The 15,439-nt window shown below is 70.1% G+C and carries 10 protein-coding genes and 1 rRNA gene; 4 read left to right on the plus strand and 7 right to left on the minus strand.

Annotated elements, in window-relative coordinates:
* Positions 1-69, plus strand: a 5S ribosomal RNA gene (gene rrf, locus ACSDR0_RS25665); the annotation flags it as partial.
* Between the two features lie 229 nt (positions 70-298).
* Here rrf and ACSDR0_RS25670 read toward each other — a convergent pair.
* Positions 299-1,435 carry a serine hydrolase domain-containing protein gene (locus ACSDR0_RS25670; RefSeq protein ID WP_435291435.1) on the minus strand — a complete coding sequence of 379 codons (1,137 nt, stop codon included), beginning with the start codon at positions 1,433-1,435 and terminating at the stop codon, positions 299-301.
* Between the two features lie 788 nt (positions 1,436-2,223).
* On the opposite strand from ACSDR0_RS25670, the gene ACSDR0_RS25675 reads away from it, so the two are divergent.
* Together ACSDR0_RS25675 and ACSDR0_RS25680 are read left to right on the plus strand one after the other, a co-directional pair.
* Positions 2,224-3,399 (plus strand): sugar phosphate isomerase/epimerase family protein, encoded by a 1,176-nt coding sequence (locus ACSDR0_RS25675; protein WP_435291436.1) that lies wholly within the window; start codon positions 2,224-2,226, stop codon positions 3,397-3,399.
* 165 nt (positions 3,400-3,564) lie between these two features.
* On the plus strand, positions 3,565-6,888 hold the full coding sequence (locus ACSDR0_RS25680) for a PQQ-dependent sugar dehydrogenase (protein ID WP_435291437.1): 3,324 nt from the start codon (positions 3,565-3,567) through the stop codon (positions 6,886-6,888).
* A 56-nt stretch (positions 6,889-6,944) separates the two neighbouring features.
* On the opposite strand, the gene mctP is transcribed toward ACSDR0_RS25680, so the two are convergent.
* The 4 genes from mctP to ACSDR0_RS25700 all read right to left on the minus strand — a co-directional run bounded on the left by mctP (position 6,945) and on the right by ACSDR0_RS25700 (position 11,107).
* On the minus strand, positions 6,945-8,540 hold the full coding sequence (gene mctP / locus ACSDR0_RS25685) for a monocarboxylate uptake permease MctP (protein ID WP_435291438.1): 1,596 nt from the start codon (positions 8,538-8,540) through the stop codon (positions 6,945-6,947).
* Between the two features lie 4 nt (positions 8,541-8,544).
* The gene (locus tag ACSDR0_RS25690) at positions 8,545-8,757 is read right to left on the minus strand and encodes a DUF3311 domain-containing protein (RefSeq protein WP_435291439.1); all 213 of its coding nucleotides are present in this window, start codon (positions 8,755-8,757) and stop codon (positions 8,545-8,547) included.
* 473 nt (positions 8,758-9,230) lie between these two features.
* A complete protein-coding gene (locus tag ACSDR0_RS25695; RefSeq protein WP_435291440.1) occupies positions 9,231-9,785 on the minus strand; it encodes a VOC family protein in 555 nt (184 codons plus the stop codon).
* 131 nt (positions 9,786-9,916) lie between these two features.
* Positions 9,917-11,107, minus strand: coding sequence for a cytochrome P450 (locus ACSDR0_RS25700; protein WP_435291441.1), 1,191 nt, complete (start codon positions 11,105-11,107; stop codon positions 9,917-9,919).
* Positions 11,108-11,356: 249 nt separating this feature from the next.
* On the opposite strand from ACSDR0_RS25700, the gene ACSDR0_RS25705 reads away from it, so the two are divergent.
* Positions 11,357-12,271, plus strand: coding sequence for an SDR family oxidoreductase (locus tag ACSDR0_RS25705; RefSeq protein ID WP_435291442.1), 915 nt, complete (start codon positions 11,357-11,359; stop codon positions 12,269-12,271).
* Positions 12,272-12,322: 51 nt separating this feature from the next.
* On the opposite strand, the gene ACSDR0_RS25710 is transcribed toward ACSDR0_RS25705, so the two are convergent.
* Positions 12,323-13,519: a helix-turn-helix transcriptional regulator gene (locus ACSDR0_RS25710; protein ID WP_435291443.1), complete on the minus strand. Its 1,197-nt coding sequence runs from the start codon at positions 13,517-13,519 to the stop codon at positions 12,323-12,325.
* A gap of 152 nt (positions 13,520-13,671) precedes the next feature.
* Positions 13,672-15,297, minus strand: coding sequence for a CocE/NonD family hydrolase (locus tag ACSDR0_RS25715; RefSeq protein WP_435291444.1), 1,626 nt, complete (start codon positions 15,295-15,297; stop codon positions 13,672-13,674).
* Positions 15,298-15,439 lie beyond the last annotated feature (142 nt).

Below are 15,439 nucleotides of genomic sequence, written 5' to 3' on the forward strand. Positions count from 1 at the left end.
GAAGTTAAGCTCTTCAGCGCCGATGGTACTGCACCGGGGACGGTGTGGGAGAGTAGGTCACCGCCGGACAATCTTTTGAAGGGCCCCCACCACTGGTGGGGGCCCTTTTTTTGCGTTCCGGGGCTCCGGATTCGCGGCGAAGGGCCTCGGGCTTCGGCTAAAGGGCCTCGGGGGTCCGGTGAAGCGTCTCGGGGCTCCACTTAAAGGGGCTCGGATTTGTGCCGAGAGGTTCCCGCGAAGGGTTTCGTTCAGCCGCCGGGCGGCTCACTGGCACATTGACCTCACCGGTACATCGGCCTCACCGGCACATGAGCCTTCCCGCCGCCGCGATCGCCTGCCCGGCCGCCGGGGAGTTGAGCTGCACCACCACCTGGCGTCGGCCGTCCTCGCTGCTCATGGCGATTCCCGAGTATCCGTAGATCATCCCGGAGTGGTTCCATACCCGGGTTCCGCACGGCAGCCTGTCGGCGAAGACGCCCAGGCCGTCCGCGCGCTTCAGCGCGGCCCCCTCGGGCAGCCGCCTCGGTGCCGATCCGCCGGACACGGCCCGCCTCTCACCGAACAGTGCCTCGTAGAAGGCACCCACGTCTCCCGCGGTCGACACCAGCCCGCCCGCGGACCAGAAGATCGAGGAGTTCACGACCGTGGCCCCGGGACCGTCGCCCTGCCTGCCCGCGGCGAGCCCGGGTGGCCGCAGGTCCCGTGGTAGTTCGGTGTCGCGCAGGTTCAGGGGCTCGGTGACGCGCTCGCGGAGCGCCTCGGCGTAACTCCGGCCGGTGACCTTCTCGATGATGAGCCCGAGAAGGATGAAGTTGCCGTTGGAGTAGCGGTTCACCCCACTCCTGCCGGGGCTGCCGCCGTAGCCGAGCAGTTCTCTCGGTGGCCAGTCGCGCGTGTGCATGCCGCCGTCGACGATGGCGTCCATGAAGCGGGAGTCGGTGAGATAGTCCGGTATCCCGCTGGTGTGGGTGAGCAGTTGTTCCACGGTCACCCGGTCGGCACCGGGAAGGACGCCGGGAAGCAGCTTGCCGAGCGTGTCGCGGAGGGCCAGCCGCCGCTCGCGTACCAGCTGGAGGGTGATCGCCGCGGTGAACGTCTTGGTGATGCTCGCGATCCGGAAGCGGTGGTCGACCCGCATCGGGGTGCGCGTCGCCGGGTCGGCGAATCCGGAGGCGGCCTCCTGGACCCTTCCGTCGTCACGGACGTGCACGACGGCCCCGGGGGATCCGGCGGCGGCCACCAGGTCGTCCGCGATCACCTGGATGGCGGAGGCCGAGCCGGGCGGTTCCGATGCCGTAGGAAGACGCGGCCGTTCGGAAGACGCGGGCACGGGGCTCGTCCGCGAGGGGGAGGCCGGCGGGGCGGCGCCGGGAGCCGGGGCGCAGGCGGTCAGCGCGATCGCCAGCGAGATGGCTCCGAGTCCGGTCGCGCGCATCCGGCGTTTCCCTTCTCGTTCCCCGCGTTCCTCGCCGGGATCATCGGTTCTCCTTGGACGTGGACTGGACGTGGAGACCCCCGCCTCCGGGCGGGAAGGATGTCAAGACGCTACAAGCGCCGTGCCGAGTAGGGAAGCACACCTGGTGGAGGCCCGGTCCTCGGTTGGAGGTCCGGTGCCCGGCCGGTTCCGGCCTCGCCGGTCGGCGAGCTGCTCGGTGCCTCGTGTTCACTCGATCTTCTGCCGATTATGAGCGAAAGTTCCAGGTTTCTCAACCAAAGTACCCGCCGGATAGGCTCCGTGACGGTTCGTGGCGAGACGGCTCGCGCGTTGATCGGCGAGCCCGCAGGTCCGGCCGGGTGCGGGCCCCGGAACGGGCCGTCCGGTGGCGGTATCTGCCCATATCGTTACAAACCAAGTCTATTGCGGTGCCCCGGGGGGTGGCCACCCCGGTTGACCAGGCAAGATCCCTCATTCGAGGGTGCGCCGGGGCCCGCTGAGCGAGGCCGTGCGCCGGGGTGGCTTTGGTCGTCGATCGTAGAAAGTTCAAGTGATCATGACAAAAGTTCTTCCAAAAAGAGCAGAAGGCGCGTAACTTCCACGCCAAGTTCTCTGCACAACATCAAGAGGGCGAAGTGAGTCGGTCGGCGGCGTTCGCGGGCGGATCTCCTCGGAGAGATGACCCGCCGGACGGGCCGCCGGGCCTGCGGCGGAAGGGAGTCGGCGGTCACTCGACCGAGGCGTCGGGGATCACAGGGCTCCATCCACCCACACGGAGGTAGGAAAGCATGAGTGCACACGAAGAAGAGATCGACGAGGTCGCGGGCGCGCTGCGCCGCAGGCTCGGGCTGAACCGCCGCCAGTTCCTCGCGGCCACGACGGGAGTCACCGCGGTGGCCGCCGTGTCGGCGGTGGGCCCGCTCGCGTCGGCCGCGTACGCGTCTCCCGGAGACGAGCAGGAGCGCGGCCGGGGCCACGGCCACCGGGACCCCCTGGTGCCGGAGGCGAAGCGGGGCATCATCCTCTACACCGTCCGTGACGTCATCTCCCGCGACCCGGCGACGAACCTGCCGGCCGGCTTCCGGCGCGTGTTGGAGGAGCTGTCGCGGATCGGCTACAAGCAGGTGGAGTTCGCCGGCTACCGCCAGCACGCGAACGCCGAGGGCGGGGCCGACCTGGAGACCGTCGAGGGTGCCCGGCTGCTGCGCGGGTGGCTCGACGACAACGGGCTCAAGGCCCAGGGCAACCACGGCTTCATCCCCGGCTCGTGGCCGCTCACCGAGGCCGACCTCGACCGCTTCAAGCGGACCCTGGAGATCGCCAACATCCTCGGCATGGAGCACGTGGGCACCGGTGGCGACCCGACCAACAGCGCCTACAAGGCGGACTGGGACCTCGCCGCCCAGAAGTGGAACGGTCTCGGCTCGATCGCCTCGGCCGCCGGTCTCAAGCTGTACACGCACAACCACGACGCGGCGTACGGCTTCCTCCTCGACGAGGGCCCGCTCGACGAGCTCGGCCGTCCCACCCGCTCGTCCGGCATCCGGAAGCTGGAGTACTTCCTGCGGATCACCAGCCGCAGGCACGTCTATCTCGAGATGGACATCTTCTGGGCGCACGTGGCGCAGTACAAGCACCGCTCGTACGTCTCGCCCAACGGCTCCACCCAGACCGACATCTTCGACCCTCTGAAGCTCGTGCGGCAGAACGAGAAGCGGTTCCCGCTGTTCCACGCCAAGGACGGAAAGGCCAACACGGCCACCGGCAACGGCTACGACATGGTGCCGTTCGGCACCGGTGACATCGACTACAGCGCCTTCTTCTCCAAGCTGGACATCGAGAGGCGCCACAACCCCATGTACGAGCAGGACAACGCGCCCGGAGGGGCCGCGGAGCCGGGTCGCTCGCTCCAGTACGCCGACCTCAGTTACAAGAACCTGGCCGCCCTGCGTCGCCGCCGCTGAGAGCCCGGTAAACGACCGCGAGCACACGCTGAAGAGCACCTCGAACAAGGACCCCGGAGAAGAATCCGCGGGTTTGGCGGACCGCCACGTGATCGAAGCCGTTGCCGCGGCACGCGTGGCGGCCCGCCCTGTCCTGACACCCCCCTGAAGAAGAGGCTCAGGAAGTTGAAGCGTACCCGCGCCATGCTCGGCGGCGCACTGGCCGCCCTGCTGTTCCCCCTGGCGGTGCCCGGCGCCGCACCCGCACAAGTCCATACCGGCGTCCTGGACGCACCCACGGACTGGTCGAACTACGAGAAGATCACACTGACCAAGAACGTCGGCGAGCCGATCGACCTGGCGGTCCTGCCCGACAAGAGGGTCCTGCACACCGCCCGCAACGGTGACATCCGCCTGACCGACGGCGCCACCGGTGTAACCAAGGTCATCAACACGATCCCCGTCTACGCGAACTCCGAGGACGGTCTCCAGACGATCTCGATCGACCCGAAGTTCGCCGAGAACAAGTGGGTCTACGTCTACTACGCGCCGAAGACGATGACGGCGCCGTACCCGGAGACGACCCCCACCGGATCGGCGCCCAACTCGCTGCCCGCGGGCGCGGACGAGTCGTACTGGAACCAGTGGAAGGGCTACAACCAGCTGTCGCGGTTCAAGTGGACCGGTGACGCGCTGGACCTCTCCACCGAGCAGGTCATCATCAAGGTCGAGGCGCAGCGCGGGCAGTGCTGCCACGTCGCGGGCGACGTGGACTGGGACGCCGCGGGCAACCTCTACCTCGTCACCGGTGACAACACCCCCGCGGGCACGCCCGGGGCCAACGGCATGGCGCCCAACAACGACGCCCCCGGGATGAACCCCGGGCTCGACGCGCGGCGCGGCGCGGGCAACAGCAACGACCTGCGCGGCAAGATCCTGCGGATCACGGTGAAGGAGGACGGTTCCTACACCGTCCCGGCCGGCAACCTCTTCCCGCCGGGAACGGCCAAGACGCGTCCTGAGATCTTCGTGACGGGCGTGCGGAACGCCTTCAGGATCGACGTCGACGACGTGACCGGCACGGTCTCCTGGGGCGACTACGGCCCCGACGCCGGGGCGGCAGACCCCGCCCGCGGGCCCCTGGGCTACGTCGAGTGGAACGTCACCCCCATCGACAAGCCGATGAACAGCGGCTGGCCCTACTGCACCGGCAACAACTTCAACTACAACGACTGGAACTTCGCGACCTCGACGCCGCGCGCGTGGTTCGACTGCGCGGGAGGGCCGACGAACACCTCCCGCTGGAACACCGGCGTGGACAAGCTGCCGGCCGCGACCCCCGCGGACCTCTACTACGGTGACAACAACACCCACCAGCCCGCGGAGTGGGCCGGGCTCACCGACTTCGAGCCGGCGGGCGGCCAGGGGCCGATGGGCGGTCCCGTCTACAACTACGACGCGGCGAACCCGTCGACGACGAAGTTCCCGGCGTACTGGGACAAGAAGTTCTTCTACGGCGAGTTCTCCCAGGACTACCTCGCGGCGTTCACCGTGACGGGGTCGGACGGGCCGGTGACCAAGCTCGAACACTTCCTGCCCAACGACGCGCTGACCACGGCGGTGATGCCGATCACCGACAGCCCGATGGACATCGAGTTCGGTCCCGACGGGTCGCTGTACGTGCTCGACTACGGCGACGGCTTCTTCCGCGCGAACCCCGACGCGGGCCTGTACCGCATCGACTACGCCGAGGGGAACAAGACGCCGCAGGCGAAGATCGTCGCCAAGCCGGTATCGAGCAGCGCCGCGCCGCTGACCGTCGCGTTCAGCGCGGAGACGTCCACCGACGCCGAGCCGGGCGCGCTGAGCTACGAGTGGGACTTCGACGGCAACGGCACCTTCGACGCCACCGGCGTGACGGCCTCGCACACCTACCCGGCGCTCGGCCAGTACGCCGCCAGGCTCCGCGTGACCGACGTGCAGGGCAAGTTCGGGCTCACCTCGACCGAGATCACCGTGGGCAACACCGCGCCCGAGGTGACCATCCAGACGCCGGGCAACGGCTCCTTCTTCAACTGGGGCGACGCGGTGCCGTTCCAGATCAAGGTCTCCGACAAGGAGGACGGCGACAATCCGGTGTGCAGCCGGGTGCAGTGGACCTTCGGCCTCGGCCACGACGCGCACGCGCACCCCGAGACCCTCGGTTCGGGATGCTCCGGCGCGTGGCCGACACCGGCCGACGCCCCCGAGCACGGCGAGACCGAGAACATCTTCGGCGTCGTCGTCGTGAGCTACCGGGACAACGGCGCCGGTAACATCCCCGGGGCGCTCGGCGACGCCACGCTCATCCTCAACCCCAAGCAGCTGCAGGCCGAGCACTCGGACGCCGGTAGCGGCGTCACCAAGGTGGAGGACGCGACCGCGTCCGGCCTGGCGAAGATCACGTCCTTCGACGCCGGGGACTGGATCGCGTACGACCCGGTGAACTTCGCCGGTGTCACCGGCGTGAAGACCCGCGCCTCCGGTGCGGGAACGCTGTCCCTGCGATGGGGCTCGGAGACGGCGGAGCCGTTCGCCACCGTCACCGTGCCCGCAGGGTCGGGCTGGCAGAGCGTGGACACCTCGCTCACCGGTGCCCCGACGGGCAGCGGGAAGCTCTACGTCACCTCGACCGGCGGCGTGGAGGTCGACGGGTTCACCTTCCAGGGCGACGGGGTCTCCGACGAGACGCCTCCGACCGTGTCGGCCACGCTCGCCCCGGCCGAGCCGGGCGGGGAGAACGGCTGGTACACCGGCAACGTCACGCTGACGGTCACCGCGACCGACAACGGCACGGTGTCGAGCCGCCAGTACTCGCTCGACGGCACGACGTGGCTGAACGCCAACAACCCGGTCACCCTGACCGCCGACGGGACGGCCACCGTGCGCTACCGGGCGACCGACAACGCGGGCAACGTCTCGCAGGTCGGCACCGTCACGGCGAAGATCGACAAGACCGCCCCGGTCCTGTCCGTGAGCGGGGTGGAGCCCGGCAAGTACGGTGACTCCGCGTCCATCACGCCCGTCTTCTCGGCGTCCGACGCGACGTCGGGGGTGGCGAGCGTGACGGCGGCCATCGGTGACCTGCAGGTGGTCTCCGGCAAGCCGCTCGCCCTGTCCACGCTGGCGCTCGGCGCGCACACGCTGACCGTCACCGCGAAGGACAAGGCGGGCCACGTGACGAAGCAGACCGTCGCGTTCGAGGTCACGACCTCCTTCGCCGACGTGCGCAAGCTCCTGGACCGCTTCAAGGCGGAGGGCTCGGTGCGGGGCGTCCTGCTCGGTGTCCAGCTCGACCAGGCCAGGAAGCACGCGGAGGCGGGAAGGACGAAGGTCGCGATCGCCTCGCTGGAGGTCTTCGTGACACTCGCCCGCCTCAAGCTCTGGGTGCCCGACACCAAGGCGCGCGACGTGCTCGTCCGGGACGGGGAGGCGCTGATCGCTCAGCTGCGCGCCCCGGCCGGCGGCTGACGCGGCGCGGGGGGAGGGCCCGGCCGGGCCCTCCCCCCGTGTTCGGCGTGCGGGTGTCAGTGGGTGGTGAGGTCCAGGTCCTTGATCCTGGGGTCGCCCTCGTCGGCGAAGTAGTGGTCGGGCTTGGTGGAGTCTCCGCCCTCGGTCATCTTGGCGGAACGCGCGATCACTGTGCCGAGCGCGGCGACGGCGAGGTTGACCGCGAGCGCGATGATGCCCGGGTAGATCGTCATCTTGGTGTCCAGGCCCAGCTTCTCCAGCGGGAACGCGGATCCGGCGAAGTGCAGCTTGCCGGTGGCGGGGTTGCCGATGTTGTAGAGCAGGAGCATCCCGGTCCCCATGCCGGCGATCCATCCGGCGATCAGGCCGCCCGGGTGGAACCAGCGGGTGTAGAGGCCGAGCGCCACCGACGGGAGTGTCTGCAGGATGATGACGCCGCCGATGAGCTGCAGGTCGATGGAGAAGCCGGTGTCCAGGAACAGGATGCACAGCACCGCGCCGACCTTGACGAGCAGCGAGGTGATCTTGGAGACCCGGGCCTCGTCGGCGTCGCTCGCGTCCGGCTTCAGGTACTCCTTGTAGATGTTGCGGGTGAACAGGTTCGCCGCGGCGATCGACATGATCGCGGCCGGGACCAGCGCGCCGATGCCGATCGCGGCGTAGGCGACGCCGGTGAACCAGTCGGGGAACATCTTGTCGAACAGCTGCGGCACGATCGTGTTTCTGTCGGTGCCGATGGGCGTGATCCCGGCCGCGATGGCCATGAAGCCCAGCAGCGCGATCAGGCCGAGCAGCAGGCTGTAGGCGGGGAGCGCCGACATGTTCCGCTTGATCACGTCGCGGTTCCTGGAGGCGAGCACGCCGGTGATGCTGTGCGGGTAGAGGAACAGCGCGAGCGCCGAGCCCAGGGCCAGCGTGACGTACTGCAACTGGTTGTTCGCGTTGAGCAGGATGCCGTCACCAGGCGCGGCACTGGCGTCGAACTTGGCCTGGGCGGCGTCGAAGATGCCCGACCAGCCGCCCTCGATCTGGGCGGGGATCGCGAAGATCGCCACCAGGATCACGATGTAGATCAGCGTGTCCTTGACGAACGCGATCAGCGCCGGGGCGCGCAGGCCCGACTGGTAGGTGTACGCGGCCAGGATCGCGAACGCGATGATGATCGGCAGGTGGCCGGTCACCCCCATCGACTTCAGCACGGCCTCGATGCCGACGAGCTGGAGCGCGATGTAGGGCATCGTCGCGACGATGCCGGTGATCGCGATCAGCAGCGCCAGCGTGGGGGAGCCGAACCTGGCCCGGACGAAGTCGGCCGGGGTCACGAAGCCGTGTATGTGCGAGACCGACCAGAGGCGGAGCAGCACCAGGAACACGATCGGATAGACCACGATCGTGTACGGCACCGCGAAGAAGCCCATCGCGCCCGCGCCCCAGAGCAGGGCGGGTACGGCCACGAAGGTGTAGGCGGTGTAGAGGTCGCCGCCGACCAGGAACCAGGTGACCCACGGGCCGAAGTTGCGGCCGCCGAGCCCCCACTCGTCGAGGCTGGCCAGGTTCTCCGGGCGGCGCCAGCGCGCGGCCACGAACCCCATGCCGCTGACCAGCAAGAACAGCACGGAGAAGACGATGATCTCTGTCAGGTGAGCTTCCATCGGATCACCGCCGCCGCTTCGTCATCTGGTAGACGATCGAGGTGAACGTGACACCGACCGCGATGAAGGCGAGCTGGAGCCAGTAGAACAGCGGGAAACCGAAAAGCCGGGGTTCAGTGGAATTGTAGAGAAACGGGAGCAAAGGTAGGATGATCGGCACGATAAGCAGCCAGTTCCATGGGCTGCGGTCGCTCCGGTCCCCGTTTGGAGTGGTCAACACGGTCTCCTCTAGCTGGAGAGGGGACGTCCGGGCAGGATCGTCCCCTTCGGCTGACCGGCAGCGTAATTACACGGCCGTTTCATTCAGGTCACCGAGCGCCGAGCGGCACCGGTGGCGCGACGAACGGCGGTCTCACTCCTTCGGCCAGGCCGAAGGCCAGGTCACGGCTACCGCGCCTCCGGGGCGGGTTCACTTCGCCGACGGGTTCCCGCCGGTCACCGAATCCCCGGCGCGGCTTCCTTGACACGATCGAGTGCATCTCGTAAAGGCGCGCTGGACAAGGTGGGCCGGCCCGTCGTCACGCGGTGCTGCCGCCCCGTGGGGCTCGACCGCCGGTGCCGTCGTACGAGGTGTCGTCGCCCCTGCCGGTGGGCCGTCTCACGAGGTGCCGCCGGTGCGCCGCGTCATGCGCTGCCGCCGCCGGTGCCCGGCCCGCCGGTGTGCCGTCTCACGAGGTGTCGCGCGCGGGCTCACACGGTCCTGTCGGCGGCGGTTCTCGGTTCGTGCCGTACGTCCTCCGGCAGGCCGAGGTTCCTGGTCCAGGCGGCGAACTCCACCAGGATGCCGTCGGGGTCCTTGAAGTAGATCGACCGGACGAACACGCCCTCTCCCATGGCGGGCGCTATGCCGAACTCGCTGTCGTCGTGGTTGAGGATCACCCCGACGTCCACGCCCTTGGCGATGAGCTTGTCGCGGTACTCCTCGATCCGGTCCGGGGCGACGTCGAGGGCGATGTGGTTCATCGAGCCGACCGCCGAGAGCAGCTCGCCCCGGTCGGGCAGGTTCTTCGGGGCCGAGACGCCGGGCACGCCCTCCGGTGCGTCGGGGAACCAGAAGAACGCCAGCGCGTTGCCGCCGCCGCAGTCGAAGAAGAAGTGCTGCCCCCAGCCCATCGGCAGCTCGATCGTCTTGATCAGGGGCATGCCCAGAACGCCGGAGTAGAAGTCGACCGTCTGCTTCATGTCCGAGCACACCAGCGCGAGGTGGTTGATCCCGCGAAGCTCGAACTCGGTGTTGTCCGCCATGTTCTCCTCGCTTCTTCCAGTAATGAACTGCTTATCACAGGGAGGTGTGGCGGGCAGACGCGGGCGCCGGTCGTACGTGTCAGCGAGAAACGGCACGGCCCGCCGCGTCGCTCACGGCCGTCCGGCGGTGGTCACCAGGCGACCTTCAGGGACGACAGGCCGTACACGAAACTGAAGGAGCGGAAGTGCGCGTCGGGTTCGACCGCGTGAAGCTCGGGGAAGCGCGCGAGCAGCGCGGGGAAGGCGATGTGCATCTCCATCCGCGCCAGCGGCGCCCCCAGGCAGTGGTGCACGCCGTGACCGAAGGCCACGTGGCCGGGCGCCCCCCGGGCGATGTCCAGCACCTCCGGGTCGGACAGGAACGCGGGGTCGCGGTTGGCGGCGAGCAGCGCGCACATCACCAGCTGGCCGGGCCCGATCTTACGGCCGGCGATCTCGACCTCCGTGGTGGTCGTCCTGAAGGTGCTGGAGTGGACGATGCTGAGCCAGCGCAGCAGCTCCTCCACCGCGGCGTCGATGCGATCGGGCTCCTTCCTGAGCAGCTCCAGCTGGTCGGGCTGGCGCAGCAGGGCCAGTGTGCCCAGCCCGAGCATGTTGGCGGTGGTCTCGTGACCGGCCACCAGCAGCAGGCCACCGATGCCGGTGAGCTCGTCCGCCGTCAGGTCGTCGTGCTCGCGCACCAGCATGCCGAGCAGATCCTCTCCCGGCTCGGCCTGGGCGCGGGCGACCAGCTCGGCCATGTAGGCGCGCGATTCCGCCTGCGCCGCCCTGCGCTCCTCGACGTGCGCCGACATGTCGAGCAGCCGGCCGGTCCTGCGCTGGAAGTCCTCCCGGTCGGTGTACGGCACGCCCAGCAGCTCGCAGATGACGAGGGAGGGGATCGGCAGCGCGAACGACGACACCAGGTCGGCGGGGGAGCCCGCGCTCTCCATCGCGTCCAGGTGGTCTTCGACGATGCGCGTGATCCGCGGCTCCAGCCGGCGCATCCGGCGGAGCGTGAACTCCGGGGTCAGTATCCGGCGCAGCCGGGTGTGCTCGGGAGGATCGAAGGCGAGCAGGTTGCCCGCGCGAAGCGCGGCGAGCTCCTCCTTGCTGCTCTGGTCGCCGGGCAACCGGAACGTGGCCGTCTGGGCGTTGCTGAACCGCTCCGCGTCGCTCAGCACCGCGCGCACGTCCTCGTGGCGGGTCACCAGCCAGGCGTCGACACCGGGGGGTGTCCTGATGAGCCTGACTCCCTCCCCGTCCCGCAGCGCCTCCAGCTCCGGAGCCGGGTCGAACCCCTCCCGCCGCATGTGCAGCGGCAGCGTCGGCGACTCGCTCATACAACCCCCCGGTTGACTTGTCGTCCTGACTTCTCCCACAAAAACCATAACAACCCAATGATTAGGCGCAAAGGATCCAGCGGTCGTCCCGGACCTGTGTCGTGTCGCTGACCGGCCCCCCTCTGAGGCGAACGCGTCCGCCCAGGGCGCGGTTCCTCCGGCCGTCCTTTCGCCCCGGCCGTCGCGTTCATCGGCGAGCGCGGCGAAAACATGACAGTAGATGTCCTGTTTTCGCGTCACGCTGGTTCCATGACAAGAACGCTGGAAGGAAAGGTCGCCCTGGTGGCGGGGGCGACGAGGGGGACCGGGCGGGGGATCGCGGTGGAGCTGGGCGCGGCCGGCGCCACGGTGTACTGCACCGGGAGGAGCACACGGGAGCGGCGTTCGGAGATGGGCCGGCCGGAGACCATCGAGGAGACGGCCGAACTCGTGACCCGCGCCGGCGGACAGGGCATCGCGGTCCAGGTGGACCATCTGGAGCCGGAGCAGGTCCGCGCCCTGGTGGAGCGGATCCGGAACGAGCGGGGCAGGCTCGATATCCTCGTCAACGACGTCTGGGGCGCCGACCCGCTCACCGAGTGGCACGTCCCCGTCTGGAAGCACTCCCTTGACGACGGCCTGCGCATTCTCCGGCTGGCGGTGGACACCCATCTCATCACCAGCCACCACGCGCTGCCCCTGCTGATCGAGAACCCCGGGGGCATGGTGATCGAGGTGACCGACGGCACCCTGGAGTACAACACCGCCAACTACCGGCTCTCGGCCTTCTACGACCTGGCCAAGATCTCGGTGAACCGCCTGGCGTTCACCCAGGCCCACGAGCTGCGCCCGCACGGCTGCGCCGCGATCTCGCTCACCCCGGGCTGGCTCAGGTCGGAGAGCATGCTGGAGATCTTCGGCGTCACCGAGGAGAACTGGCGGGACGCCACCGCCAAGCAGCCACATTTCGTGATCTCCGAGACACCCGCCTACACCGGCCGCGCGGTGGTCGCCCTCGCCGCCGACGAGGACCGGATGCGCTGGTCGGGGCAGTCGGTGTCCAGCGGGCAGCTCGCCCAGGTGTACGGCTTCACCGACGTCGACGGCAGCAGGCCCGACGCCTGGCGCTACATCGAGGAGGTCGAGAGCAAGGGGAAACCCGCCGACGCCACCGGCTACCGCTGACCGTCGCCGGGACCGTCGGGTGGGATCGCAGACCGGGACCGCGGTGAGGGGTCAGCGGTCCGATAGGCCGGTGTCGGCGGTGTCGGCGGTGTCGGCGGTGTCGGCGGTGTCGGCGGTGTCGGCGGTGTCGCCGGAGGGGCGGGGGGAGGCGTACAGGGCGCGCAGGCGGGTGGCGGCTTCGGCGAGACGGGCACGGAGGACGGGCGGGGCGACGACCTCGGCCTCCGGGCCGAAGCGGAGGATCTGGCTGTAGGCGACCTCCGGCGACTCGACGGGCAGGCGGAACGTGATCCACCCCTGCCCGTCGGGCTCACCGGCGGAGGCCAGGGCCGCGTCGAGGGCCGCCGGGTCGGCGACGGCGGGGAGCGCGCGGCGGCCGGCGGGACTGAGCCGTACGGTGACGTGCCCGGTGAGCAGGGAACCGGCGAACTGCGCCGCCCGCTCGCTCCAGAACGCGGCCAGGTCGAAGGTTCCATCCCGCTCGAAGCGCAGGCCGGAGTGGATCTCGACCTCCTCGAAGCGGTCGACCCGGTAGATGGCGAACCGGGTCGCCAGGTACCAGACCCCCGCCTTCAGCACGAGCCCGTACGGCTCCAGGCGCCGGGCGGCCACGGCTTGCCCGGCCCTGCCGGCCTGTTCGCCGTGCCCGATATGCCCGTCGTGCTCTGTCCGCTCAGCCGCGGTCCGCCCGGTTTCCCCGGACCGGCCGGGCTGACCGGGCCGACCGGACTGATCGGCCTGTTCGCCCGGCCGGGTGCGTGAGGCGCGCCGGTACAGGGCGGTGACCGGGTGGTCACCCCACACCGCCCTGGCCAGGGGGGCCAGCGACGCCGGTGGAGGCCGCTCGCTCGCGAACCAGCCGGGGGCGTCCAGGTGGAAGCGCTGAGCCGCGGTCGCGGGGGCGTCGCGGAGTCCGGGGGAGAGCGCGGCCGAGGCCTTCAGCCGCGCCGTGGCCGCCACCTCGCTCAGTCCCATCTCCCGCAGCGCCTCCGGCACGCCCGACAGGAACAGCGCCTCCGCCTCGGCGCGGTCGAGTCCGGTGAGGCGGGTGCGGTATCCGTCCAGCAGGCGGTAGCCGCCGCCCCGCCCGCGGTCGGCGTACACCGGCACGCCGGCCTCCGACAGGGCGAGCACGTCACGGTGGACGGTCCGCTCGGAGACCTCCAGCTCCCGGGAGAGCTCCACCGCGGTCATCCCGCCCCGGGCCTGGAGCAGCAGGACCAACGACATCAATCTGGCCGCACGCACCCTCCGACCCTAGCCCCGGCGCACCGGTGACCACGGCCGGCACCGAATCGGGTGCCGCACGGGGACGCGTGGGAGCGAATGGCGGGCCGCCGCGGCGACGAAACGGGACCGTACGAGGGCATGCGAAGGCGGGACTCAGAGGGCCGGGAGGGTCAGGAGGGAACGAGGGGCAGCACGATCGCGGACGGGTGGGACGGGTCGTGGAAGATCTCGTGGTCGGTCGCGACCATCGCGCTGCCCGTGCCCAGGGGCTCTCCGGTGCCGAGGTTGCGGGCGATCCGGGGATACGCGCCTCCGGCGACGTGGACGCGGATCCGGTGGCCGCGCCGGAACCGGTGGCCGATCGGCCACAGGTCCACCCGGACCCGGCGGATCCCGTCGTCCCCGGCGGGCGGATCACCGGGCACCAGGCGGCGCACGCCCTCGCACACGTTGTAGGAGGCGCCGTCCGGGTGCACGTCGCAGACCCGGACCACCACGTCGGCGTGCCCGGTGCCCGAGGAGCGTACGTACAGGTCGGCGAAGACCGGGCCGATCATCTCGGTGTCTCGCCGCAGCTCGGGACCGGTGTGGACGAGCACGTCGCGCCGGGCCTCCAGCCTGCGGTTGTCGCGCGGTTCGGAGTTGCCCAGCAGGACCGGGCCGCCCAGCGCGGGCGTCGGGTGCGCGGGGTCGTAGCGGAAGCGGCCGGGCTCGGCGTCGTGCGGGCCGTCGGGGGCGTCGGGGGACAGGGCGAGGCCGGGGTGCAGGTGCCAGCGCTGCTCCCGCATGCCGGGCACCGGCCAGTCGGGGTAGTCGCGCCACTCGCCCGCGCCCGTCACGTACAGCCTGACCGGCTGCTCGCGCAGCCCCGACGGGTCGCCGAGCAGGTGCGCGCGGAACCAGGCGATCGCCTCGGCGTTGGCCACCCGGCCGTGCCTCACGTCCGCGTGGTACCAGGGGCCGATCGTCAGGTACGGGCGCCGCCCCGCGGCCCGCATCGCCGTGTAGTCCTTGACCTGCCAGGGCAGGAAGACGTCGTACCAGCCGCCGACCATGGTGACCGCGGCCTCCACCTCGCCCACGGAGGCGGAGAAGTCGCGCCTGCCCCAGTAGGCGGCGGGCTCGGCGTGATGGTTCAGCAGGTCCTGGAAGAACGGCATGCCCCTGCCCGCCGACAGCACGTCCAGCTCCCCGAGCGGGCGCCCCGACAGGGCCGCGCGACGCGTTCTGCGCGGGACGAGCAGCGCGCCCGCCCCGCCGAACGGCCGGTCCATGGAGGCGGTCAGCGTGGTCCACATCAACGACGACTCCAGCGCGAACGCCCCGCCCACGTAGGCGGCGTCGCGGAACTGGGAGGCGGTCACCGAGGTGGACATGGCCTTGAGGTCGGGTCCGGCGAACGGGGCGATCGCCCACTGCGTGTATCCCAGGTAGGAGGGGCCGTGCATGGCCAGGCTCCCGCCGTACCAGTCCTGGCCGCGCAGCCAGGCCAGCGTGGCCAGCCCGTCGTCGTGCTCGTCGCCGAGCGGGTCGAGCAGGCCGCCCGAGCCGAAACCGCCCCGGCAGCTCTGCATCACGACCTGGAACCCCTGCTTCGCGAACCCGCGCCCGAAGGTCCGCCCGAACATGCCGCGCCTTCCGTACGGGGAGCGGATCAGGATCGTGGGCGGGCGCACGGCGCCGACCGGCGCGTAGCGGTCGGCCAGCAGGGTGACCCCGTCGGGCATCGGTACGGGCAGGTCGCGCTCGACCGTGATCCGTTGGACGGCCGTCCGCGGCCAGGTGATCGTCCCCATGTGCCCTCCTCGTGCCGCCCCGTGATTACCCACTGGTAACAGAACATGACCTGCGATGGCCAGAGCCCGAGGCTGTGAGGCTCGCCATCCTTTGCTCCCGTTTACTTCCTTCGTCGGCCGGATCGCGCGCCGCGCGTGTCTC

The organism is Streptosporangium sp. G11, from assembly GCF_051192615.1.
Taxonomy (GTDB): Bacteria; Actinomycetota; Actinomycetes; order Streptosporangiales; family Streptosporangiaceae; genus Streptosporangium.